General features: G+C 60.5%; 17 protein-coding genes and 1 pseudogene. 7 read left to right on the top strand and 11 right to left on the bottom strand.

The features are described from left to right. Positions 1 to 11 precede the first annotated feature (11 nt). The 3 genes from WC811_RS08565 to WC811_RS08555 all read left to right on the top strand — a co-directional run bounded on the left by WC811_RS08565 (position 12) and on the right by WC811_RS08555 (position 3,878). Positions 12 to 1,439 (top strand): gamma-aminobutyraldehyde dehydrogenase, encoded by a 1,428-nt coding sequence (locus tag WC811_RS08565; RefSeq protein WP_372643068.1) that lies wholly within the window; start codon positions 12 to 14, stop codon positions 1,437 to 1,439. A gap of 162 nt (positions 1,440 to 1,601) precedes the next feature. Beyond that, complete coding sequence (locus WC811_RS08560) at positions 1,602 to 2,669, top strand: phosphotransferase enzyme family protein (protein ID WP_372643065.1); 1,068 nt, start codon at positions 1,602 to 1,604, stop codon at positions 2,667 to 2,669. Positions 2,670 to 2,798: 129 nt separating this feature from the next. Further along, a complete protein-coding gene (locus WC811_RS08555) occupies positions 2,799 to 3,878 on the top strand; it encodes an AraC family transcriptional regulator (RefSeq protein ID WP_372643062.1) in 1,080 nt (359 codons plus the stop codon). 40 nt (positions 3,879 to 3,918) lie between these two features. Here WC811_RS08555 and fabG read toward each other — a convergent pair whose 3' ends face one another. The 5 genes from fabG to WC811_RS08530 all read right to left on the bottom strand — a co-directional run bounded on the left by fabG (position 3,919) and on the right by WC811_RS08530 (position 9,956). Then, complete coding sequence (fabG, locus tag WC811_RS08550; RefSeq protein ID WP_372643059.1) at positions 3,919 to 4,698, bottom strand: 3-oxoacyl-ACP reductase FabG; 780 nt, start codon at positions 4,696 to 4,698, stop codon at positions 3,919 to 3,921. Between the two features lie 94 nt (positions 4,699 to 4,792). Further along, positions 4,793 to 6,340 (bottom strand): APC family permease, encoded by a 1,548-nt coding sequence (locus WC811_RS08545; protein ID WP_372643057.1) that lies wholly within the window; start codon positions 6,338 to 6,340, stop codon positions 4,793 to 4,795. Positions 6,341 to 6,542: 202 nt separating this feature from the next. Then, positions 6,543 to 7,238, bottom strand: coding sequence for a cysteine hydrolase family protein (locus tag WC811_RS08540; protein WP_372643054.1), 696 nt, complete (start codon positions 7,236 to 7,238; stop codon positions 6,543 to 6,545). 10 nt (positions 7,239 to 7,248) lie between these two features. After that, a complete protein-coding gene (locus WC811_RS08535) occupies positions 7,249 to 7,677 on the bottom strand; it encodes a diol dehydratase small subunit (RefSeq protein ID WP_372643051.1) in 429 nt (142 codons plus the stop codon). Continuing rightward, positions 7,674 to 9,956: a propanediol/glycerol family dehydratase large subunit gene (locus WC811_RS08530; protein WP_372643049.1), complete on the bottom strand. Its 2,283-nt coding sequence runs from the start codon at positions 9,954 to 9,956 to the stop codon at positions 7,674 to 7,676. The genes WC811_RS08535 and WC811_RS08530 overlap by 4 nt, the downstream gene beginning before the upstream one ends. A gap of 259 nt (positions 9,957 to 10,215) precedes the next feature. Here WC811_RS08530 and WC811_RS08525 point away from each other — a divergent pair, with 259 nt between their 5' ends. Both WC811_RS08525 and WC811_RS08520 read left to right on the top strand, forming a co-directional pair. After that, complete coding sequence (locus WC811_RS08525) at positions 10,216 to 11,553, top strand: aspartate aminotransferase family protein (RefSeq protein ID WP_372643045.1); 1,338 nt, start codon at positions 10,216 to 10,218, stop codon at positions 11,551 to 11,553. Between the two features lie 34 nt (positions 11,554 to 11,587). Continuing rightward, positions 11,588 to 13,060 carry an aldehyde dehydrogenase family protein gene (locus WC811_RS08520; protein WP_372643042.1) on the top strand — a complete coding sequence of 491 codons (1,473 nt, stop codon included), beginning with the start codon at positions 11,588 to 11,590 and terminating at the stop codon, positions 13,058 to 13,060. A gap of 9 nt (positions 13,061 to 13,069) precedes the next feature. Here the strand turns inward: WC811_RS08520 and WC811_RS08515 are convergent, their stop codons facing one another. The 6 genes and pseudogenes from WC811_RS08515 to WC811_RS08490 all read right to left on the bottom strand — a co-directional run bounded on the left by WC811_RS08515 (position 13,070) and on the right by WC811_RS08490 (position 19,951). After that, entirely contained in the window at positions 13,070 to 13,831 is a 762-nt protein-coding gene (locus WC811_RS08515) for an ABC transporter permease (protein ID WP_372643040.1), read from the bottom strand. Further along, on the bottom strand, positions 13,828 to 14,754 hold the full coding sequence (locus WC811_RS08510) for an ABC transporter ATP-binding protein (protein ID WP_372643038.1): 927 nt from the start codon (positions 14,752 to 14,754) through the stop codon (positions 13,828 to 13,830). Before WC811_RS08510 ends, WC811_RS08515 begins: the two co-directional genes overlap by 4 nt. Before the next feature lie 130 nt (positions 14,755 to 14,884). Next, positions 14,885 to 15,094, bottom strand: a pseudogene (locus WC811_RS08505) (SDR family NAD(P)-dependent oxidoreductase); the annotation flags it as partial. 61 nt (positions 15,095 to 15,155) lie between these two features. Beyond that, positions 15,156 to 18,371: an efflux RND transporter permease subunit gene (locus WC811_RS08500; protein WP_372643035.1), complete on the bottom strand. Its 3,216-nt coding sequence runs from the start codon at positions 18,369 to 18,371 to the stop codon at positions 15,156 to 15,158. 50 nt (positions 18,372 to 18,421) lie between these two features. Continuing rightward, on the bottom strand, positions 18,422 to 19,609 hold the full coding sequence (locus WC811_RS08495) for an efflux RND transporter periplasmic adaptor subunit (protein WP_372643032.1): 1,188 nt from the start codon (positions 19,607 to 19,609) through the stop codon (positions 18,422 to 18,424). A 126-nt stretch (positions 19,610 to 19,735) separates the two neighbouring features. Beyond that, a complete protein-coding gene (locus WC811_RS08490; protein WP_372643030.1) occupies positions 19,736 to 19,951 on the bottom strand; it encodes a hypothetical protein in 216 nt (71 codons plus the stop codon). 137 nt (positions 19,952 to 20,088) lie between these two features. On the opposite strand from WC811_RS08490, the gene WC811_RS08485 reads away from it, so the two are divergent. Continuing rightward, a complete protein-coding gene (locus tag WC811_RS08485; RefSeq protein WP_372643027.1) occupies positions 20,089 to 20,694 on the top strand; it encodes a TetR/AcrR family transcriptional regulator in 606 nt (201 codons plus the stop codon). Positions 20,695 to 20,795: 101 nt separating this feature from the next. Continuing rightward, positions 20,796 to 22,115, top strand: a complete 1,320-nt coding sequence (locus WC811_RS08480) for a sorbosone dehydrogenase family protein (RefSeq protein ID WP_372643024.1) — start codon at positions 20,796 to 20,798, stop codon at positions 22,113 to 22,115. Positions 22,116 to 22,141 lie beyond the last annotated feature (26 nt).

The following is a 22,141-nucleotide window of genomic DNA, read 5'->3' as shown; positions in this document are numbered from 1 at the left end:
TGGAGGAAAACATGCTCGAAACCAACATGCTGATCGGTTCGGACTTCGTCGCCGGAACCGACGCGCCCGAACCTATCGTCAACCCGAAGACGGAAGACGTCATCACCAATCTGCCCGACGCGTCCGTCGCTCAGGTCGATGCCGCCGTCAACGCCGCTGAAAAAGCCTTCAAGACATGGTCGCAGACGACCCCCGCCGAACGCTCGACGCTGCTCCTGAAACTTGCCGACGCGATCGAGAAGGACGCAGAAGCTTTCGCGGCGCTTGAAGCGCTGAACACCGGTAAGCCGCGCATCCGCGTGCTGCAAGACGAGATGCCGGCGATCGTCGATTGCTTCCGCTACTTCGCTGCCGCCGTGCGCAACATGCACGGTCCCGTCGCGGGCGAATACCTCGCCGGTCACACCTCGATGATCCGCCGTGATCCGGTCGGCGTCATCGGCTCGATCGCACCGTGGAACTATCCGCTCATGATGGCGGCCTGGAAGCTCGGTCCGGCGCTTGCGGGCGGCAACACCATCGTCCTGAAGCCGTCGGAGCAAACACCGCTGACGCTTCTCAAACTCGGCAAGATCATCGCCGATATCTTCCCCGAAGGCGTCGTCAACATCGTCGTCGGCAAGGGTGCGACCACGGGTTCCGCGCTGATCAATCATCCGAAGGTCGCGATGGTCTCGCTGACGGGCAGCATCGGCACCGGCCAGAAGGTGCTTCAGGCTGCGGTCTCGACGATCAAGCGCACGCACCTTGAACTCGGCGGCAAGGCCCCGGTCATCGTTTTCGACGATGCCGACATCGCGTCCGTCGTCGAAGGCGTGAAAGTTTTCGGCTTCTACAACGCTGGGCAAGATTGCACCGCCGCTTGCCGTATCTACGCCGGCAAGAAGGTCTACGACAATCTCGTTGCCGATCTCTCGAGCGCCGTTAAGAGCCTGAAGTTCAATCAGCCCAACGACGACGACAACGACCTCGGACCGCTGATCTCATCCGCCCAGAAAGGCCGCGTTGCGGGCTTCGTCGATCGCGCAAGGCAGCTGAACCACATCAATGTCGCCGCCGGCGGCAAGGCCAGTGAGGGCAAGGGCTTCTTCTTCGAACCGACGCTCATCGCCGGCGCGACGCAGGAAGACGAGATCGTGCGCAAGGAAGTGTTCGGCCCGGTCGTCTCGGTCACGCCGTTCGATGACGCCGAGGAGGCGATCGCCTGGGCGAACGACAGCGAGTATGGCCTCGCGTCGTCGGTTTGGACGTCCGACATCGGCAAGGGCATGAAGGTCGCGTCGCGCCTGCAGTACGGCTGCACATGGGTCAACACACACTTCATGCTTTGCAGCGAGATGCCCCACGGTGGCTACAAGATGTCGGGCTACGGCAAGGACCTTTCGATGTACGCGCTCGAAGATTACACTGTGGCGCGTCACGTGATGGTGAAGCTCTAAGTCGCACATATTGCAGGGCAGCACGCCGTGCTTGCTGCCCTGTCAACTGCGGTAGCAGCGAGGTCAAGTTCGCCTCGTCGCCCCTTCTTAGGGTAGCGTGAACAAAAGAGGCGACCGCAGTGTCGTCTCGCGCGGGCGCAGACACGGGATCTCAAGGCGCTGATGACGGGCACCGACGAACTCAGCCATGAAGAACTGCTACGACGCCTGCAGGCTTTGGCCGAGCGCGCGATAAAGCGCTTCGGTCTGCCCGATGGCGCACCCGTCAAGCTCATCAACGTTTCCGAGAACGCGACGTATAAGGTCGAGGATGGCACCGGCCGCAAATGGGCTCTCCGCGTCCATCGCGAAGGCTACCACTCGCGAACGGCCATCGCCTCCGAGCTTGCGTGGCTCGCAGCTTTGCGTGAAAGCGGCGGCGTCGCGACGCCGACGGCCGTCCGGGGCCTCGACGGCGAATACATCCAGGCGGTGGCGGGCGAAGGCCTTCCAAATCCGCGCAACGTCGTCCTTTTCGATTGGGAAGACGGCGCCGAGCCGGAGCAAACCAACGTCGCAGGTTTTGAACTTCTTGGCGAAACCGCCGCGCACATGCACGCCCATGTTCGCAAGTGGCAACGGCCGGTCTGGTTTGAACGCCATTCGTGGGACTTCGAAACGAGCCTCGGCAATCGCCCGCATTGGGGCTACTGGAAGGACGGCATGGGCATGACGGCGGAGGCCCTTGAGGCGTTCTCCGAAACCGTCGCCCTCATCGCGCAGCGCCTCGAAGCCTTCGGCAAATCGCCCGATCGCTTCAACCTGGTGCACGGCGATATGCGCCTTGCCAATCTCCTCATGGACGGCAGCACGGTCAAAGTCATCGACTTCGACGACAGCGGCTTCTCCTGGCTCCTCTATGATTGCGCGACGACGGTCTCGTTTTTCGAGCATACGCCCGAAGTGCCCGAGCTTCTGAACGCCTGGGTCCGCGGTTACCGCCGCATCGGCACGCTGAGCCCGGAAGAAGAGAACGAAATCGCGACGTTCGTGATGCTGCGCCGCCTCCTCTTGGTCGCGTGGATCGGATCGCACTCGGAAACCGAACTCGCCCAATCGATGGGCGTTTCCTACACGCAGGGCTCGATCCCGCTCTGCGAAACCTACCTTTCCCGGTATGGCCGCCCAACCAGCTCCTCGATCGCCGTATCCTCACCGAAAAAGGGCATTTTGAGCCGACTGTTCGGCTGAATATTGCAGCGCAATTGTGCAAATGCGGCAAGTGAATGCCGAATAATTAATCGTGCTTGATAGTTGACCCGCCGGGCGCTTCTGCTAGCCTTTTTCTTTGGAATATTGGCTCCTGCCTAGCAGGAAACGATGGGTGTTGGCATCGGCGAGACCCTGACGATAAGCGCCGGCAACTCGACCGGCAGAGACGCCGATCCTTCGGTCATGGCTTCCGCTGCCACCGGCGTCGTCAAATTTATCGAGCGCCAGAGGGGCGACGTCGATCGCATTTTCGGCAACGCCGGAATGTCGCCGGAAATGGCCGGCTTACCCACACTGCAACTTAGCCTCAGTTCCTATTGTCGGCTCTTCGAAGAAAGCGCCCGCATCACGCGTAACGACAACTTCGGCTTGTGGTTCGGAAATTCATTCGATACGCGCGATCTTGGTCTCGTGGGCTACGCGGCGCTGTCGGCTTCAACGCTCGGCGATGCGCTCAACACGCTGATCGACCTGTTCCCGCTTCATCAGCAATCGTCCTCGATCTCCCTCGTCAAATCGCCCGATGGTCTCGTTCGGCTGGAATACAGGATCGTCGCGCCCCAGATCATAGAGCGGCGCCAGGATGCCGAGCTTTCCCTCGGCATGCGCCTCAACCTCATTCGCGAGGCGATGGGTCCGAGTTGGGCGCCGGAGGAAGTGCATTTCGAACATCCCAAGCCCGAAGCTTGGCGCGAGCACGAGCGCGCATTCGGATCGCCTGTGTTTTTCTCGCAACCCGCGAACGCCATTATTTTTCGCCAGCAAATCCTGAAGCAAATGATGCCGGCGGCCGACTCGCGGTTGATGTCGGCGATGAAGCTTTGCCTCGAACGGCTATCCGAGCGGCGGGACGTTCGCTCCAGCATCACCGATCGCATCCGCAGCGCCGTAAGAGCCAGACTCCCCGAAGGCTTCCCCGCCATCGAAGGGATCGCCGCCGAACTGCGCCTCCCGCTCAGCACTGTCCAGCGCGAGCTTCACTATGATGGCCTGAACTACAGCACGCTCGTCGAGAATACGCGCCGCGATCTGGCGCTCTCCTACGTGCGCCAGCGCCAGCTATCCTTCTCGGAAATCGCGTTTTTAGTAGGCTATTCGGAGCTTTCGGCCTTCAGCCGCGCCGTGCGCCGATGGACCGGTCTCTCTCCGCGAGCGCTTCGTGCCGAGGTTTTGCGTAGCCAAGGCTGATTGAATCTCTCTCAAACGAAGCGCTCGCCGCTTTTTTTGTCTAAGCTTGCGCCAGCGCGTCCATGCTCTCCGGCAAAATCTGGCCGCCATCGACGATGATCGTTTGCCCGGTGATGTAGCCGGCTTCTTTCGACGCCAGGAACAACGCCGCATAGCCGATGTCGTCCACCGTTCCGAGCTTATTCAGCGGGATCGACGCCGCCATCGACTTCTCATACTCCGGACCGAGCGCAGCCAAGCCTTCCGTCGCGATATTTCCCGGCAGGACGGCATTGACCGTGATGCCGTACTTCGCGAATTCGATGCAGGCTGTGCGCATGAATCCAAGTTGCCCGGCCTTCGTCGCGCCGTAGTGCGCCCAACCCGGGAAGCCCGTGACGGGACCTGTGATCGACGACGTAATGACGATGCGCCCCTGGTCCGATTTTTTCAGATAGGGCAGGCAGGCCTTGATCGGCAGGAACGTGCCCTTGAGGTTCGTCGCCGAGATGAAATCCCAATCTTCGGGTGACAGGTCCTCGATCTTGGTCTGAGGAAAGATGCCGGCATTGGCGCAAAGAATGTCGACGCCGCCATAAGCGCTGGCCGTCGCATCCGCGAGAACCTGCATGTCGCCCATGCTGGTAATATCGGCAGCGATGCCTTTCGCCGTACCGCCATCCCTGCGGAATTCTTCGGCCGTCGCTTCGGCTTCGTCGAGATGACGCGACACGACCATGACCTTGCCGCCATTCTTGGCGAACACCCGTGCGATCCCCTTGCCGATGCCTTTGCTTCCACCTGTCACGATGACGGACCGGCCTGCGATAGACGTGAGCATTGCGTTGCCCCCTTGTTCGTGCGGTTTCCCTATGAAAAGGCGGACGCCTGCTTAGGCGCCCGCCCCATTGTTTTGGCCGATGCGAGACGGATGTCTAGTCGTTCAAGACCATCCGGCCGATGCGAGCGTGCGCGGCAGGCGCAATCACCCGCAACGCCAAGCCCCAGGCGAGACCGATGCCGAGGATGACGAACGCGATCAGCGGGATGCGGCCGCCGAAGCCACCGGTTCCGCCGAACGTTTCGAGATTCTCGACCAGGAGATAGACGAGGTAGACCTGCGAAACGAAGGCGATGACCGGGGCGATCAGCCCGGCGAAGATGTTGACCTCGCCCGGATGATTGGCGCGGAAGTAGACGATAATCGCGATAGAAACGACGGCCTGCAGAATGAGCAGGAGCATCGTGCCGAGAACGGCGAGCATCGTGTACACACCGAGATACGCTTGGGCGTTGGGATCGTTCGTACCGAAGAAGTAGGCGAACAGGCAGATCCAGAGCGCGGCAAACAACGTCTGGACGACCGAAGCCACATGCGGGCTCTTATGGGTCGGATGCGTTTTGCCCAGGGCGCCAGGGAGAACACCTTCACGACCCAGCGAGTACATGTAGCGAGCAGCCACGTTGTGAAAGGCCATGCTGCAGGCAAAAGAACTCGTCAGAATGAGCACGGCCATCGCTTCGTTTGCCCACTGTCCTACGAACTGGGTCAATGGAGAGAGGAAGAAGTTGCCCGAGTCGCCGACAGCCTTCGCCAGCATGTCGCTTTCCGACGGATAGGCGGCAATCGCGCACCAGCTCGTGATGATATAGAAGATGCCGAGGCCTATGACGGAATAATACAGCGAGCGCGGGATGATATGCTTCGGATCAACGGATTCCTCGGCATAGTTCGGAGCCATCTCGAAGCCGACCCACGACCAGAAGGCCATGAACACGCCAACTGCCGCCGCACCGGCCGCGATGTCGGTCGTTCCGACCTTTTGCGCGGCCACCGGAGTCATGACGTGCAGGACGTTCAGCGATTCAAGGCTGAAGGCACCGGGACCCTTTGCGAGAAACACGCCGGCGTCGAAGATCAGAAGCATGATCACTTCCAGTACCAGCGCAACGCCGAGAACCTTCACCGAAAGCTTCACGTCCTGATAGGAGAGGATCGAGCTCAGTACGACAACGAAGAGAGCGAGATAGATCCACGGAACATTGATTCCGAAATGCGATTGAAGCCACGAGTTGCCGAAAAACGCGAACAAACCGGTGAGCGAGGCTTCGAACACGCTGTAGGACGCCAGCGAAGCGATGCCGGCCGCCATGCCGACATCGCGGCCGAGACCAAGACTGATGAAGGAGTAGAAGCCTCCGACCGAGGAGACCTTGCTCGCCATCGCAGCATAGCCGACGGAAAAGATCGTCAACACGATCGTGGCGAGTAGAAAGGCAGCCGGTACATAGGTGCCGTTGCCGAAACCAGCGGCGAACGGCACGTTGCCGAGCATCGCCGATTCCGGCGCTGCTCCTGTAACCGTCAGAAACAACACGCCGATCAAGCCGATTGCCTTGGCATGCAACTTATCGACTGAAGCGTCCTTACTTATGTCGAAGCTCTCTTGGGCTTCGAGCGCACTGGCATTTGGTGAGGTCACGTTGGCTACTCCCCCTGGGTTGCAGTCATCCGAACATCCAGGATCTGTTCGGCGCCATATGTAAACGTACACATACTATCTTGTGGTGATCTGCGGCTCATCGCCTTACGGCTTAGCTCGCCGGACGGATTTGTACTGTTCGGAGCGTATATGTGCGGCGCGAAGCAAGGTTTGACATTGCGCTGTCAAAACTTGACCTAACTCAGCCAAGCGCCATGATCTGCCGGAGTTCTGTGCTCGACATGACGTGGCAGTAGATCATGTTCATGACCTCAAGCTCCTTATGGTGAAGCTCGTCCGAGCCGGCCGCGCAGCAGTCCTCGACCACCACAACGGCAAAACTTTCGTCGGCCAGGCTCCGGACCGTCGATGCGACACACTGGTCGGTAAAGATCCCGCAGCAGACGACGGTTTTGATCCCGAGGTTGGTCAGGATCAGCCGCAGGTTCGTTCCCGTCAGCGCGCTATCCGTTGTCTTCGTGACGACGATTTCGTCTCCGACCGGCGCCAGCTCCGGAACGATCTGCGACGGCAGTTCGTCTTTGGGCAGCAGCAGGTTGTTCCAGCCCGGCATCTTCTGCGATAGCGACCGGTCGCGGCCGTCCTTGGTATGGCAGGCGATGCGCGCGAAAAGGCATTCGATGCCGTTATTGCGGAAGGTTTCGAGCAGGTCCTTGGTTCGTGGCAAAACCGTTTGATGCATGCGGTCGTGGAACGGGGTCCAGGCGTCGTACCGGCGCTGGTCCTCGGCCGAAAGCGAGGCGCGATCCGGCCGTTCGAGGTAGGTATTCTGCACGTCGATGACGAGGAGGGCGGTATGAGCTTTGGAAAGATCCGGGTCCGCCGGTTCCGGGGCGCCGTCGTAGTAAAAGGATCGATAGGCAGTCTTCCAGCTCATACGTGACCTTTCAATATCGCTTCTTGTAGAGAGAACGACGTTCGTAAACGTCGGCGGCTTCCTCGATGAAAACGGCGACCCCGGTGGCACCGTAAACGTCGCGAAGCTCCGTGGCTGCCGCGAGCAACTCTTTCTTCGAACCGGCCCGACCCGGGCGCAAAAGCTCGTAGACCCGCATAATGACGTCTTGCGGCACATCGACGAGTTCGGCGCCCCGCCCGAAGTTGGCCCCGAGCGTCGGCCGTCCAGCCGCCTGCGCGATTTCGGCCTGCTGGCGCAGCGCTCGGCCGGTAATGCGAAGATCTTCGAGGCCGACACGATCCGACAGAACGGCATCCAGCGTGATGTCGTCGAGCGTTTTTCCGGCCTTGGTTTCGACGACGTCCGGGCGCTTCTCCGCGAGCGGGTAGTCGGCAACCGATAGAGGCTTCTCGGTCATGCGGCCGCTCCGAGGAATTTGATATCGATCTCTTCCGGCTCGGCGCCTTCCGAGGTCATTTCGGTTTCGATGGCATAGATCATGGAAACGCGGGCATGGTAGCGCGACCCCATGGCTTCGCCGCGCGTCGGCACGATCACCGGTTCGGGCATTTCGCCGAGCGCATAGGCCGCGGCGTTGAGGCCCATCCGCTTGTAATGTTCGAGCTTCGTGATCGGCGAGTTCGAGAAGAGTTCAAGGTTGTTGTGCGGCAGCCGGTCCTTCTGGTGGATGACGGCCGTGCCTTTGGCCTGAATGCCGATCCCGACGCCCGAACCCGCAAGCCGCGCCGCGCTGAGACCCAGAAAAGATGTGTCGGCGGTATGGAGCATGCGCACGACCCGCGCCGTGCAGCCGCCTTCGGTGATCCCGGCGATGAGCACGCGCAGGATGGCCGACAGCGGATGGCCTGCGACGGTCTGGAACAGCTTCACCCCGAATGCCGGACTGATGCCGATGACGACTTCGCGCGGATTATGCGTGGCCGCCGCCGGTCCGGCCGGGCGGTAGGAGATGCGCGTGATCTCGGCCGGTCGGAAGGTGGCTTCGCCGCGCAGCACTTCCTGGCGTGTCAGCACGTCCCGGATCGCCACGATCTCTTCGCGCCGCTCTGCGCTGAGGCGGTAACCCGTACCAGGCCCCGTATATTCATTGGGATTGTTGACGGCGCTGACGATCTTTCCGTCGCGGACGACCGCGGATGTTTGCAGATAGTCGCCCGAGACGCGCAGCCGGACGAGCTTTAAAAGGTTTTCCGCCTCATCGCCGAAGCCCCGCGCCGCCAGCGCCTTGATGACGTCAATGACCGTGATAGAGCGCGCGAAGATCCCTTCGCTGATCTGACCGACTTCTCTGCCGGAGAAAGTACGGGTCTCATCCGAGCCCGACGCCGCGATCACGCTCTGCTTCATGTCGGCGGTCGGCTTCGCGAGCCCAAGTTCTTCGAGTACGGCGCTGATGGCATCTACGGCCCGCGCGCGAAGCTCCATGATGCGGCTTTCGCCGACTGGCGTCAGCCCGCCGTCAGCCTCGAAATCGCGCTGTAGAACCAGGTAATCCTCAAGCTCCTCGCCGTTGAGCAGCGAAGGATTGAAGGAGTTGTCGTACTTCAGGATCGAGCCGAAGCCCGAGCAGATGAGGTCCGATCCGGCAATGAGGTAAGGCAGGATTTTCGCACCGACGCGGATTTCGGATTCGGTCGCGCGCGCGTCATTGCCGGACGCGCATTCGAGATCGAGCCAGACCGCGATCAGGTTCTCCGCCATCAACTCGCGCATACCGCCCGGAACGGTGCAGGTGACGGGCGCACCATCGACGCCGCCGTTCTGCGTGCCCTGCACGCCCATCGCGCGTTGCAGGCAGAGGCATCGCGCTTCGAGGTAAAGCAGCGATTTCTTCTCGTGAAATCCCATCAGCAACTCGGACCCGGCGCCCGACGTGCAGCGCATCTTGATACCGCGCGAAGCGTAGGCGGCGGCCAGAAACGCCTTCGACCATGGTGTGTCGTCGCCGTCGATGAAGCTCTTTTCCGTGCCGTAGACCGAAAGCGTTTCGGCGTAGGATGTGAACCCAGCCATGCCGATCTTCAGCTCCTCCGCTTCTTCGCTCGAACATTGAAACAACGTGCCCCACCGGCCGACCGAAGCCCCGACCGCGCAGGCAACCGCGTTCGACCACGAATTGCGCGCGACCCGCATCGTCGTCTCGATCTCGTCGAAGCCGAAAGCAACCGCTGTCGCCGCATCGGCCGCCATCTGCAGCGGATCATCCTTGGCGTTCGTGACGTGCGCCTGATTGCCCGGCGTCTGCCGTGCCCGCATCTTGCTATAGGCAAAGGCGATTTCCAGCGACGATAGGTGCGCGACGACATCGGCAAGCTTGGCGGGAGTCATGCCGTGTGCCAGGCGAACGAGTGTCGTGCGCGGCACGTTCATGTCGACGAGCATGCGCGCCACTTCGATCGATGGCATCGCCATCGCTTCCGGCGCGATCTTCGGGTCCAGATGATATTTCGCTATGAAAATATCGATCATGTCGAAGTCGCGAACGGCGATGCCGTCCATCGACTCGACGACTCCAGTCCCCATCGACAGGCCGGGTTTCGGATCATAGGGGCTGTTAAAAGCCGCGAAGCCGCTCGATGCATCCTCGATGGCAAACTTGTCGAGGCGAAGCGGTCGCTCGTCCCAGTCGGAAAACCGCTTCCAGCGATTGGCGCGTACGTGCGACTCTTCCGTCATGGTATGTGTTCTCGGTAAAGAAGCGTCCGATTGAAGCGGGCACACGATAGCCCTTGGCGCGCGTCGCGATTTGACCTGAGCCCCCTCGAAGTTGACGGGCCCAATTCAAGTATGGCTCAAGGCTAGTGCAACGCCAGTGATCGAACTGAACAGACGCCGCGAGGGTCGGTCAAGCTGCAACATCCGTCACAGCCTATATTGAGCCGAAAAGACGTGCGGAAGGGTACCGCCTCGAACAGGGAAATCACCCGAGGGCCGAATGGAAGCACCACGAAAGATACTTGAGCTGAACGCCTTCGATATGAACGCGGCCGAGGGGCTTTCCCCCGACACGGCGAGCCTCGTCAAGCGCCGGAAAGCGACCTTCGGTCCGACCTCCATGCTCTTTTACGAGCGACCGCTCAACCTCGTTCGGGGCGAAGGCGCGTGGCTTCATGATGCCGACGGCACGCGATATTTGGATGCTTACAACAATGTGCCCTCCGTCGGACATTGCCACCCGCGCGTGGTCGAAGCCGTATCGCGCCAGATCGGGACGCTCAATACGCATACCCGCTACCTTTACTCGAACATCTACACCTATGCCGAACGGCTGCTGGGCACGATGCCGGATCCGGTGTCGAATATCGTCTTCACCTGTACAGGCAGTGAAAGCGCCGACTTCGCCCTTCGCGTCGCACGCGCGGTAACGGGGGGCACGGGGTTCATCGTCACGGACAATGCCTATCACGGCAACACGTCCGCCGTGACCGAAATCTCGCCGTCGTCCGCGAGCGCCGAACCGCGGCCGCCTTACGTGTTTCTTGTTCCCGCTCCGGACACGTATCGCGAAGCCCACGCAAACGTTGGAACGCGACTTGCGAACGATGTGAAGTCCGCCATCGCGAGGATGGAAGCCTCGGGAATTCGCTTCGCCGGATTCATCGCCGACAGCATCTTCTCGAGCGACGGCGTATTTCCAGGCGAGCCAGGATTCCTCACTGCTGCCGTCGCCGCGGTTCGCGAAGCAGGCGGCGTCTATATCGCTGACGAGGTACAGCCGGGTTTCGGGCGCACCGGCGAAAAGATGTGGGGCTTCGATCGCCACGAACTCGTGCCCGATATGGTCGTCATGGGAAAGCCGATGGGCAATGGTTTTCCGATAGGCGGCGTCGCCATTAAACCCGCGCTACTCGAAGCCTTCGGCACCAAGTCCGGTTACTTCAACACCTTCGGCGGCAACCCTGTCGCTGCCGCGGCGGGGCTCGCGGTGTTGGACGTGCTGGAGACTGAAGGATTACAGCAGAACAGCTTCGAGACCGGCGCCTATCTGCGTTCCGAGCTTCGTATTGCGGGCTCGGACACCGGTTACGTCGGCGACGTTCGCGGTTCCGGCCTTTATATCGGTGTCGACATCGTCAAGGACCGGCAGTCGCGCGAACCCGACAGCGAAGCCGCCGAGAAAATCGTCAACGGCATGCGCGACAGGAACATTCTTATCGGCATAGCCGGTCGACATGGCAACGTCTTGAAAATCCGGCCACCGCTCTGCTTTACTCGCGAGCATGCCGATATCTTCCTCGACGGGTTCAAGGCTGCCGTGGTCGCGGCATCCTGAGAATCAAAACGCACATCTTTCAGCAGGAACGACGATGGAATCGAAGCTGTTCATAGACGGCAAATGGTGCGCCCCCCACGACGGCGGAACGCTTGAGGTCATCAATCCGGCCGATGAGCGCGTATTCCATCGGTGTGCCGCCGGAACCGCCGAAGATATCGACGCAGCGGTCGCTGCCGCCAAGGCCGCGCTTGCCGGACCTTGGTCGCGCACATCTGGACACGACCGCGCCAAATACCTGCGCGCGATTGCCGCTAAAATCGAAGAGCAAAAGCAGGCGCTCGCCGAGATCGAGGTGCGGGACAACGGCAAACCGCTGCCGGAAGCCCTGTGGGACGTCGGCGACACCGCCTACTGCTTCAACCTTTACGCGACTTACGCTGAGGAACTCGACGGCCGCCAAGGCGAGACGATCAGCCTGCCGGACGATCGTTTCCAGACGCACATGAAATACATGCCGGCTGGCGTGGCGGGCCTGATCGTGCCGTGGAACTACCCGCTTTTGATGGCTGCCTGGAAAGTAGCGCCAGCCCTCGCTGCGGGCTGCGCGGTTGTTTTGAAGCCGTCGGAATTTACGCCGCTGTCGGCACTTGAACTGGCGCGCATCGCGGCCGAGGTCGGCTTGCCGGGTGGAGTCCTGAATGTCGTGACCGGTTACGGCGCGACAGCGGGCGCACGCCTCGCGGCGCATCCCGACGTCCGCAAGCTCGCTTTTACGGGCTCCGTCCCGACTGGCATCGCCGTTGCCTCCGCCGCCGCGCGCGATGTTAAGAGCGTCAGCCTGGAACTTGGCGGCAAATCTCCGATCGTGGTCTTTAATGATGCAGACATCGAACAGACCGTCGAATGGGTCATGTTCGGCATCTTCTGGAACCAGGGCCAGGTCTGCAGCGCCACGTCTCGCATGATCGTAGAGAAGGGGATCGCTCCAAAGCTCATCGATCGGCTCTCGGAGGAAGCGAAAAAGATCACGATCGGTGACGGTATGGCGCCGGGTATTCTGCTCGGGCCGCTCGTCAGCAAAAACCAGTATGAGAAAGTCCTGGGCTACATCGACGTCGGCAAAAGCGAAGCGACGTTGGTGACTGGCGGTGCGAGACCGTCGCATCTCAATGAAGGCTATTTCCTGGAGCCGACGATCTTTGCCGATGTCTCGCCCAATGCGCGGATATGGAAAGAAGAAATTTTTGGCCCCGTGCTCGCAGTTTCGACATTCCAAACGGAGGCTGAAGCGGTCGCGCTAGCCAATGACAGCGAATTCGGCTTGGCGGCCGCCGTCATGTCAGGCGACCCGGCGCGTGCTGCGCGTGTCGCCGACGCGTTCGAAGCCGGCGTCGTCTGGATCAACTGTTCGCAGCCGACCTTCCTCGAAGCACCCTGGGGTGGCATCAAGAAGAGCGGCATCGGGCGCGAGCTTGGAAAGTGGGGCCTCAACAATTTCCTCGAACCCAAGCAGATCACGAAATATGCGAGCAGCGATCCTTGGGGCTGGTACTTAAAGGGATGATCGCTGGCGTCACGTCTTCAGCCGATATCCCGTCTTGAATATCCACCAGACGATGCTCATGAAAATCGCGAGAAATACGAAAATCATGAGCAGGCTGATGCCGACGTTCACATCCGAAATCTCGTAGAAGCTCCAGCGAAAGCCGCTGATGAGATAGACGACAGGATTGAAGAGTGTCACCGTCTGCCACGCGGGGGGTAACATCTTTAAAGAATAGAACGTGCCGCCGAGGAACGTCAGCGGCGTGATGATGAGAAGCGGCACCACTTGCAGCTTCTCGAAGCCATCGGCCCACACGCCGATCACAAACCCGAGCATGCTGAACGTCACCGCCGTCAGCACCAGAAATGCCAGCATCCAGAACGGATGCAGGATGTGGATCGGCACGAACAAGCTAGCTGTGCCGAGAATGATGAGGCCCAGGAGCACCGACTTCGTCGTTGCCGCCCCGACGTAGCCGAGCACGATTTCGAATGGCGAGATGGGTGCCGACAAGTGTTCGTAGATTGTTCCTGTAAATCGCGGGAAATAGATGCCGAACGAGGCGTTCGACGTGCTCTCCGTCAACAAGGAAAGCATGATCAACCCGGGCACGATGAACGCGCCGTAGCTGACGCCTTCGATGTCTGAAATGCGTGAACCGATCGCGGCGCCAAAAACAATGAAATAGAGGGATGTCGATAGCACCGGGGATACGATGCTCTGCATGAGCGTGCGGCCCCACCGCGACATCTCGAAAGTATAGATGGCCCGGACGGCTTCGATGTTCATCGCTTTTCCCTTACGAGGTCGACGAAAATATCTTCGAGCGAACTTTGCGTCGTCGAGAGATCCTTGAACGATATCCCGGCGGCGCGCATGTCGTTCAGAAGTGCCGTGATGCCCGTTCGCTCGGCCCGCGTATCGTAGGTGTAAATCAACTCGTTCTGATCGGCACCGTACTGCAAGCCGTATTGGGCCAGCGCCTCTGGGACGGCGTCGAGCGGCGCGGAGAGCTGCAAGAGAAGTTGCTTCTTTCCGAGCTTGCGCATCAGCTCGTCTTTTTCCTCGACGAGAATGATCCGGCCTTTAGCGATGACGCCGACACGGTCGGCCATCTCCTCCGCTTCCTCGATGTAATGCGTCGTCAGGATGATGGTGACGCCTTTTGCGCGCATCTCTCGCACGACATTCCACATCTCACGGCGAAGCTCGACATCGACTCCCGCTGTCGGCTCATCGAGAAACAGGATGCGCGGTTCGTGCGCCAAAGCCTTCGCGATCAGGAGTCGACGCTTCATGCCGCCCGATAGCGTCATGATGCGGTCGTCTTTTTTCTCCCACAGCGAAAGATCGCGCAGCACCTTCTCGACAAGCGCCGGATTGCGCGGCTTGCCGAACAGCCCACGGCTGAAATTAACCGTCGCCCATGGCGTCTCGAACATGTCGGTCGAAAGCTCTTGCGGCACGAGGCCGATCATCGCGCGCACCGAGCGATATTCTGCGGCGATATCCTTTCCGTCGACGGTAATCGTGCCTGTCGTCGGATTGGCGATGCCGCAAATGGTGCTGATCAGCGTCGTCTTGCCCGCACCGTTGGGCCCGAGCAGGGCGAAGATCTCGCCCTGCTTGATCTCAAGGTTGATATCTTGGAGAGCCGTAAAACCCGAAGCATAGGTTTTCGACAGATTGGCGACGCGAATGATCGTGGTCATCTTCGGACTCTTACGCGATGGCGAATTGCCGACAGGGCATCGCAGCCCCGCCGCACAGTTGTCAATGGTATCCGCCAGCAACTCGGAGAGTTTCGCCGGAGACCCAACCAGATTCATCAGAAGCAAGGAAATCAGCGGCTTTCGCGACGTCACCTTTGACGGCGATCGATTTGCCGCCTTTGCCGATGATGTCGGCGACAACGCGATCTGCGCCGTCCTTGCTCGACGCGTAGTCGACCGCGACCGAGGCTCCTGCTTCCGCGAATGCTCTCGAAATTTCAGCGCCGATGCCCTTCGACGCGCCGGTCACGATGGCGACCTTGCCCTTTAAGCTACTCATGCTCTTTTCCTTTTGTTGAATTGTCTTTAGCGAGCGGCGAGCAACATCGCCGCTTTCACGGTTACTCTGCAGGCGCGGGCGCCGCGTGGCCGTGCGCTGCGTGTGAAGCGGCAACCGGTACCGTGGCCTCTCCCGTGTGCTTCAGCGGTTTGTTGCCGCTGAGTTTACGCAGGATCACGTAGAAAACCGGGGTCAGGAAAATGCCGAACATCGTGACGCCGATCATTCCCGAGAAAACCGCTACCCCCATCGCATGCCGCATCTCCGCGCCCGCCCCGACCGACGTGACAAGCGGCACGACGCCCATGATGAACGCCATCGACGTCATCAGGATCGGCCGCAGCCGCAGGCGGGTAGCTTCGATTGCGGCCTGCACCGGATTTCGTCCCGCCAATTCCAGCTCGCGCGCGAACTCGACGATGAGAATGGCGTTCTTCGCCGACAAGCCGACGAGAACGATCAGGCCGATCTGCGTAAAGACGTTGTTGTCGCCGTGTGAGAGGTAGACGCCGGTGATCGCGGCGAGGAGACCCATCGGCACGATCAGGATGATCGACAAGGGTAAGACGAGGCTTTCGTATTGCGCGGCGAGCACCAGGAAGACGAGGAACACGGAAAGCGGAAATACCCAGATTCCCGAATTACCCGCGATGATCTCCTGATAGGTGAGATCGGTCCATTCGAAGCCGATGCCTTTGGGAAGGGTCTGTTCGGCAATACGTTCGACCGCCGCCTTTGCTTGGCCCGACGAATACCCCGGCGCCGCGCCGCCGTTGACGTCGGCCGTCAGGAAGCCGTTGTACCGCATCGCGCGCTCCGGCCCCGCGATCTGCTTGACGTCAAGCAGAGCCGAAAGCTGGATCATCGCGCCGGTGTTGGAGCGGACCTTCAACAAGCCGATGTCTTCCGGTCGCGCGCGAAACTTGGCGTCCGCCTGCACGCGCACCGAATAGGTCCGGCCGAATTTGTTGAAGTCGTTGACGTAGAGCGATCCGAGATAGACCTGCATCGTGTCGAAGACGTCTTGCACGGCGACGCCGAGCTGACGCGCCTTCGTCCGGTCGATGGCCGCGTAAAGTTGCGGCACGTTCACCTGATACGATGTAAAGACGCCCGCGAGTTCCGGCGCTTTATACATGGCCCCGGTGAATGCGGTCATCGCCTCCGTCAGCGCGTCGTAGCCAAGGCCCGCTCGATCTTCGACCTGCAGCTTGAAGCCGCCGATCGTCCCGAGCCCCTGCACTGGCGGCGGCGGGAACATGACGATGAACGCGTCCTTGATGACCGAGTATTCCTGGTTGAGCTTGCCCGCGATCGCTTGACCGCTGAGGTCAGGCGACCGCCGCTCGTCAAAAGGCTTCAGCGTCGCGAACACGATGCCCGAGTTCGAGCTGTTCGTGAAACCATTGATCGACAGGCCCGGAAACGCGACGGCGCTCTCGACGCCCGGCGTCTTCAGCGTGATGTCGCTCATGCGCCGGATAACGTCTTCCGTGCGGTCGAGCGTCGCGCCATCGGGAAGCTGGGCGAAACCGACGAGATACTGTTTGTCCTGCCCCGGCACGAAACCTCCCGGAACCGCCTTGAACAACCCGACGGTCACGCCGATGAGGATCAGATAGATCAGGAACGCGATGGCTTTGTGCCCGAGGATGCGCTTGACGCCGCCGCTATAGGCGTCGGAGCCCCATGTAAAAGCCCGGTTGAAGCGCCGGAAGAACCAGCCGAGCGAAAAGTCCATCGCCCGCGTCAACCGATCCTTCGGCTGGTCATGGCCTTTGAGCAAAATGGCCGCGAGGGCAGGGGAGAGCGTCAGCGAATTCACGGCCGAAATCACGGTCGAGATCGCGATCGTCAATGCGAACTGCTTATAGAATTGCCCAGTCAAGCCGGTGATGAGCGCGAGCGGCACGAACACCGCGACGAGAACAAGCGCGATGGCGATGATCGGGCCTGAAACTTCTCGCATGGCCTGGATCGTCGCCTCGCGAGCAGGCAAGCCGTTCTCGATGTTCCGCTCGACGTTCTCGACGACGACGATCGCGTCGTCAACCACGATGCCGATTGCGAGCACGAGGCCGAACAGCGTCAGTGCGTTGATCGAAAATCCGAAGACATGCATCACCGCAAACGTGCCGATGATCGATACCGGCACCGCAATCAGCGGAATGATCGAAGCGCGCCACGTCTGCAGGAATATAATGACGACCAGCACGACGAGCGCGACGGCTTCGAGCAGCGTATGAATGACGGCCTCGATGGACGCGCGCACAAATTGCGTCGGGTCGTAGACGATACGATAATCGACGCCTTCCGGCATATATTGCTTCAGCTCCGCCATCGTTTTGCGGACGTTGTCAGAGATCTCGATGGCGTTCGAGCCTGGCGACTGGAAAATCGGAATGGCGACGGCTTGCTTGTTGTCCAGTAGAGAGCGCAGCGAATAGTCGGCCGCGCCAAGCTCGATGCGCGCCACGTCGCGAAGTCTCGTCACCTGATTGTTCGCGCCCGCCTTGACGACGATGTCGCCGAATTCCTCTTCCGACGCGAGGCGGCCTTGCGCATTCACCGAAAGCTGGAAATCGAGGTTGGGCAAGGACGGCGACGAGCCGATGACGCCGACGGCCGCCTGCACGTTCTCGGCGCGCACCGCGTTGGCGATGTCCATGGCGGAAAGCCCGAGCTCGGCGGCCTTTGCGGGATCGACCCAGACGCGCATCGAATAGTCGCCGGAACCGAAAAGCTGCACGTCGCCGACGCCGTCGATGCGCGCCAACCGGTCCTTGACGTTGATAACCGCGTAATTACGCAGGTACGTCATGTCGTAACGATTGTTCGGCGACAGCAAATGCACGACCATCGTCAGGTCGGGCGAGCTTTTGATCGTCGTGATGCCAAGGGCGCGCACATCTTCGGGCAGGCGCGGCTCGGCTTGCGAAACACGGTTCTGGACAAGCTGCTGCGCCTTGTCTGGGTCGGTGCCGAGACGGAACGTGACCGTCAGCGTCATCAAGCCATCGGTCGTCGCCTGGCTGCTCATATAGAGCATGCCTTCTACGCCGTTGATTTGCTCCTCGATCGGCGTCGCAACGGTTTCCGCGATGACTTTCGGATTGGCGCCCGGATAGTTGGCCCGAACGACGACCTGCGGCGGCACGACTTCCGGATATTCCGAGATCGGCATCGCGGGCAGAGAGATCAATCCGCCAAGGAAGATAAGTGTCGACAGCACGCCCGCGAAGATTGGACGGTCGATAAAGAACTTTGAGATATTCATGACGGGCGTGCCTGATTGGTTGGTCGCGAAGTTGCTATTGCTGCGGCCAATTACTGTGGAATGTCTGCGGAGGCGTGTTCTTCCGAAAGCGGTCGCCCGTTCATCGCCACCGGTTCGGGAGCCACTTCCTCTCCCGGCTTCACGTGCTGCAGACCGGCAACGATGACGCGATCGCCGGCAGCGAGACCCTGCGTGATGATGCGGAGATCATCCGTCATCGCCCCGAGCTTCACTTCGCGATAGGATGTCTTGTTATCCTTGCTGACGACCATGACGTACTTCTTGTCTTGATCCGTGCCGATCGCGCGCTCCGTGATCGCAACAACGGGAGCCGTCTGCGGCTGTGCCAAGCGAACACGTACGAATTGTCCCGAGATGAGGCGGCCGTCGGCGTTATCGAATGTCGCGCGAAGACGAACCGTGCCGCTAGCGACGTCGACCTTGTTGTCGACGAACTGCATCACGCCGCGCCGCCAGACGCCTTCGTTCGGCGCCGTCGACATCTCGACGGGAATCTTTTCGACATGTGCCGTCGCGTTGGCTTCGGGAGACAGCGTCGCAAGCGCCTTGCCGACGATATTCTCATCAGCATTAAAGCTCGCAAAAATCGGATTAACCGAGACGAGCGTCGTCAGCAGCGGCGCATTAGAACCGCCCTCAACCAGGTTGCCGACCGTAATCTCGCGGCGTCCGGCGCGTCCCGAGACTGGTGCGCGCACTTCGGTCCATTCGAGATTGAGCTTCGCCGTTCGGAGAGCAGCCTGCGCGCTTTTGAGGTTCGCGACGGCGGCATCATAGGCGTTTGCTCGCGTATCGAGTTCTCGCTCCGAAAGCGCGTCGCCAATGATTTGACGCGCGCGGGCGACGTCAGCTTTGGTGAACACGACTTGCGCTTGCGCCGCCGCAACCGCACCGTTCAACCGCTCGACGTCCGCCGCATAAGGTTCGGGATCGATCGTCACGAGCGAGTCGCCGGCTTTCACAAGCGCGCCTTCACGGAAATGAATGGCGACGATCTGCCCGGCGACCCGCGGGCGGAGGTCAACGCGTTCGATCGCTTCGAGACGGCCCGAGAATTCGTCCCAGGTGCTCGCCTCACGGAGCTCGACCGTCGCAACCGAGACGGCGACCGGCGCATGCCCGTCTTGTGCGAAAGGTGCGTCGAGCGAAACGGTCATGAACGCTACGGCGGCAGCCGACGCCATCAGCGCATTCGAAAATCTGGATCTCGTTTTCATACTCATAGTCATTCCTCGACGGTTTTGCCGGCCGCGTGTCTCAAGCTGGGGTATCTTGATTTCGCCTGGCGCACGGCTAGCCCGAAGCTCCGAAGCGCGCCGGGGCTTGCCGCTGCGGAGGCAAGTTCAGGAAAAATTGTCGACGCTTAGCCCGGGGTGCCAACGGTCGTGGCGTTCCCCGAATTCTGCCGCGTCTTGGTCCTCCGGCACGCGATACCCGCAAGCGGAGACGACGAACGGAATGTGATCCACGTCAGAAGAAGCGTCATCGGCGCGGCCGGAAAACCATCCTGCAAATCCACGCAGGGCCACTGCAGTCGTGTACGTAAGAGAGCTTTTCATGACAGGCTCCTTCCCCTATATATGTACTGAGCGGTACGGATATAGGGCAGCTTAAGGGGCTGTCAACTACTATTTGTACTGATGAGTACGGAAATGTATAGTGCTTCGACAAGAAAATGAAATCCGGGAGAGAAGCCGTGCAAAAAGAGGCGGTGCATAAGGGGCGCCCACGAGAGTTCGACGCCGATAAAGCGCTCGACAAAGCGCTGCACGTCTTCTGGCAACGCGGATACGAAGGAACTTCGCTATCCGACCTGACAGAGGCGATGGGCATCAGTCGGCCAAGCCTTTATGCAGCCTTCGGAAACAAGGAAGAGCTCTTTCGCCGCACCCTCGATCGTTACACCGAAAAAGGCCCTGGCTCCGTCCATGCTGAGGCGCTCGCCGAATCCACCGCCAGGAAGGTGGTCGAGCATCTCCTGCGCTCGGTGGCGATGTCTCTCACCGATCCCTGCAATCCGGTGGGATGCCTCGCGGTCCAGGGCGCTCTGACGTGCAGCGATGCGGCAGAATCGATCAAACAAGAGCTTTGTAAACGCCGCTACGAGGGCGAGCAAAACCTTCGACAGCGCTTCGAGAGGGCCAAGACCGAAGGCGATCTCGGAGCCGATGTCGATCCTGAGGGCCTCGCGCGGTATGTCATCACGGTGACGCAAGGCATGTCCGTGCAGGCCTCCGGCGGCGCGTCGCGCCGCGATCTTCTCGCTGTCGCCGAGATGGCCCTGAAGGCGTGGCCCGGCTAGGCCGCGGACCCGTCTTGTCGGCGGTTGTCAAGTCTTGTAGCTCGCGCGGTTGACGGCCACGTCTTCGCTGTGGCTGGGATAAATTCGCGGAGAGCGTACGTATGACCCAAGACGTCAAACTCGGTGTCGTCAGAAATACTTTGCGCGCGCCTGTCCGCTACGCCAGCGCTGTTCTCCTGGCAATCCTGTCATTGTCTCTGGTGGCGGTCGCGGATCGCGCGTCCGCCGATGAAGCGCCCTGCCCAAATGGAAACGCCGGATTGACCCTGCCGAAGGGTTTCTGCGCAACCGTCTTCGCCGATGACTTGGGCGCGCCGCGCCATCTCGCCGTGGCACCTGACGGCACTCTGTACGCCAACAATCGGCGTCGCGGCGGCGGGCCGTCGTTGCTCGCGCTGAAGGACACCAAGGGCGAAGGCCGCGCTGATGTCATGGAGACGTTCGGGCCGCCCGGAGGCGGGGGCACCGGCATTGGAATCTATAAGAATTGGCTATTCGTCGAGATCGGCGACGAAATCGTCCGCTATGAACTGAAGCCGGGTGACGTGACGCCGAAGGGACAGCCGCAAGCGGTGGTGTCGAAGCTACCAATCGACGGCGATCACAGTTCACGCCCATTTGCGATCAATGCCAAAGGCGATCTCTTCGTCGATCTGGGCTCCGCAACGAACTCCTGCCAGCAGGACAATCGCGCCAAGGAATCGCCCGGGATCAATCCGTGCGTTGAACTCGAAACCCGCGCCGGCATCTGGCGCTTCGACGCCAATAAAACGGGGCAGGTTTTCTCGGCCGCCGAGCGTTTCGCCACCGGCCTCCGCAATGCCGAAGGCATCGACTTCGATGTCGAAGGACGTGTTTTTGCGACTCAGCATGGCCGCGATCAGCTCTATGAAAATTGGACGAAGCTATATTCGTCGGAGCAGGGCTCGGAATTACCTGCGGAAGTCCTGGTCGAAGCCCGCGAGGGTGGCGATTACGGCTGGCCCTACTGCTATTATGACGGTTTTCAACAGAAGCTTGTTTTGGCCCCCGAATACGGCGGAGATGGCGGCAAGACTGTCGGTCGCTGCGCCGATAAACTGCCCCCCGTCGCGGCGTTTCCCGGGCACTGGGCGCCGAATGATCTCAAGATCTATAACGCTAAGCAATTTCCGGAAACCTATCAGGGCGGCGCTTTTATAGCCTTTCATGGTTCCTGGAATCGTTCGTCCGGAGGGCAGCAAGGCTATAACGTGGTGTTCCAGCCACTAAAGGACGGTAAAGCCTCCGGCCCATATATCGTTTTCGCCGATGGCTTCCGGAACGGAGACGGAACGAGCGCTGAGCATCGTCCGACGGGGCTTGCGGTCGGACCCGATGGTGCGCTTTACGTTGCCGACGACGCCGCCGGTCGCATCTGGCGGATCGTCTATAAGGGGTGACGTTTCAAATCTCGGACGCGAACGGG

The organism is Hyphomicrobium sp., from assembly GCF_041659645.1.
In the GTDB taxonomy this organism is placed as follows: Bacteria; Pseudomonadota; Alphaproteobacteria; order Rhizobiales; family Hyphomicrobiaceae; genus Hyphomicrobium_B.
The sequence above is the reverse complement of the archived record's forward strand: the minus strand, read 5'-3'. Positions and strand labels throughout refer to the sequence as shown.

What these genes read in the sequence shown, in the direction of transcription:
- WC811_RS08495 (WP_372643032.1), bottom strand. Translation starts at nt 19,609, where the DNA reads ATGAAAACGAGATCCAGATTTTCGAATGCGCTGATGGCGTCGGCTGCC.
- WC811_RS08490 (WP_372643030.1), bottom strand. Translation starts at nt 19,951, where the DNA reads ATGAAAAGCTCTCTTACGTACACGACTGCAGTGGCCCTGCGTGGATTT.
- WC811_RS08520 (WP_372643042.1), top strand. Translation starts at nt 11,588, where the DNA reads ATGGAATCGAAGCTGTTCATAGACGGCAAATGGTGCGCCCCCCACGAC.
- WC811_RS08540 (WP_372643054.1), bottom strand. Translation starts at nt 7,238, where the DNA reads ATGAGCTGGAAGACTGCCTATCGATCCTTTTACTACGACGGCGCCCCG.
- WC811_RS08525 (WP_372643045.1), top strand. Translation starts at nt 10,216, where the DNA reads ATGGAAGCACCACGAAAGATACTTGAGCTGAACGCCTTCGATATGAAC.
- WC811_RS08535 (WP_372643051.1), bottom strand. Translation starts at nt 7,677, where the DNA reads ATGACCGAGAAGCCTCTATCGGTTGCCGACTACCCGCTCGCGGAGAAG.
- WC811_RS08560 (WP_372643065.1), top strand. Translation starts at nt 1,602, where the DNA reads ATGACGGGCACCGACGAACTCAGCCATGAAGAACTGCTACGACGCCTG.
- WC811_RS08530 (WP_372643049.1), bottom strand. Translation starts at nt 9,956, where the DNA reads ATGACGGAAGAGTCGCACGTACGCGCCAATCGCTGGAAGCGGTTTTCC.
- WC811_RS08555 (WP_372643062.1), top strand. Translation starts at nt 2,799, where the DNA reads ATGGGTGTTGGCATCGGCGAGACCCTGACGATAAGCGCCGGCAACTCG.
- WC811_RS08515 (WP_372643040.1), bottom strand. Translation starts at nt 13,831, where the DNA reads ATGAACATCGAAGCCGTCCGGGCCATCTATACTTTCGAGATGTCGCGG.
- WC811_RS08510 (WP_372643038.1), bottom strand. Translation starts at nt 14,754, where the DNA reads ATGACCACGATCATTCGCGTCGCCAATCTGTCGAAAACCTATGCTTCG.
- WC811_RS08480 (WP_372643024.1), top strand. Translation starts at nt 20,796, where the DNA reads ATGACCCAAGACGTCAAACTCGGTGTCGTCAGAAATACTTTGCGCGCG.
- fabG (WP_372643059.1), bottom strand. Translation starts at nt 4,698, where the DNA reads ATGCTCACGTCTATCGCAGGCCGGTCCGTCATCGTGACAGGTGGAAGC.
- WC811_RS08565 (WP_372643068.1), top strand. Translation starts at nt 12, where the DNA reads ATGCTCGAAACCAACATGCTGATCGGTTCGGACTTCGTCGCCGGAACC.
- WC811_RS08500 (WP_372643035.1), bottom strand. Translation starts at nt 18,371, where the DNA reads ATGAATATCTCAAAGTTCTTTATCGACCGTCCAATCTTCGCGGGCGTG.